Source organism: Streptomyces sp. NPDC050164 (genome assembly GCF_044459945.1).
GTDB lineage: Bacteria > Actinomycetota > Actinomycetes > Streptomycetales > Streptomycetaceae > Streptomyces > Streptomyces coeruleorubidus_A.
The window spans coordinates 1-1,072 of sequence record NZ_JBITJK010000108.1 but is presented as its reverse complement, the minus strand read 5'-3'; the positions used below and the strand labels follow the sequence as shown (position 1 = coordinate 1,072).

The window sequence follows — 1,072 nt, the reverse complement described above, 5'->3', positions numbered from 1 at the left end:
ACGACGGATTTACCTATCGCACGGCCTACACCCTTACCCCGGGACAACCACCGCCCGGGATGGACTACCTTCCTGCGTCACCCCATCACTCACCTACTACCAACTTGGGCCACCGGCTCCACCACTTTCCTTTCCCCGAAGGGTCCGGAACGGCTTCACGGGCTTAGCATCACTGGATTCGATGTTTGACGCTTCACAGCGGGTACCGGAATATCAACCGGTTATCCATCGACTACGCCTGTCGGCCTCGCCTTAGGTCCCGACTTACCCTGGGCAGATCAGCTTGACCCAGGAACCCTTAGTCAATCGGCGCAAACGTTTCTCACGTTTGTATCGCTACTCATGCCTGCATTCTCACTCGTGAACCGTCCACAACTCGCTTACACGGCTGCTTCACCCGGCACACGACGCTCCCCTACCCATCACAGCCGGCGTTGGCCGTATTGCTGCAATGACACGACTTCGGCGGTACGCTTGAGCCCCGCTACATTGTCGGCGCGGAATCACTAGACCAGTGAGCTATTACGCACTCTTTCAAGGGTGGCTGCTTCTAAGCCAACCTCCTGGTTGTCTCTGCGACTCCACATCCTTTCCCACTTAGCGTACGCTTAGGGGCCTTAGTCGATGCTCTGGGCTGTTTCCCTCTCGACCATGGAGCTTATCCCCCACAGTCTCACTGCCGCGCTCTCACTTACCGGCATTCGGAGTTTGGCTAAGGTCAGTAACCCGGTAGGGCCCATCGCCTATCCAGTGCTCTACCTCCGGCAAGAAACACACGACGCTGCACCTAAATGCATTTCGGGGAGAACCAGCTATCACGGAGTTTGATTGGCCTTTCACCCCTAACCACAGGTCATCCCCCAGGTTTTCAACCCTGGTGGGTTCGGTCCTCCACGAAGTCTTACCTCCGCTTCAACCTGCCCATGGCTAGATCACTCCGCTTCGGGTCTTGAGCGTGCTACTCAACCGCCCTATTCGGACTCGCTTTCGCTACGGCTACCCCACCCGGGTTAACCTCGCAACACGCCGCAAACTCGCAGGCTCATTCTTCAAAAGGCACGCAGTCACGAGA

At 57.2% G+C, this 1,072-nt stretch carries 1 rRNA gene; it reads right to left on the bottom strand.

What is annotated here, in order from left to right:
• Window positions 1-1,072: ribosomal RNA gene (locus tag ACIBNA_RS45080) — 23S ribosomal RNA — on the bottom strand; the annotation flags it as partial.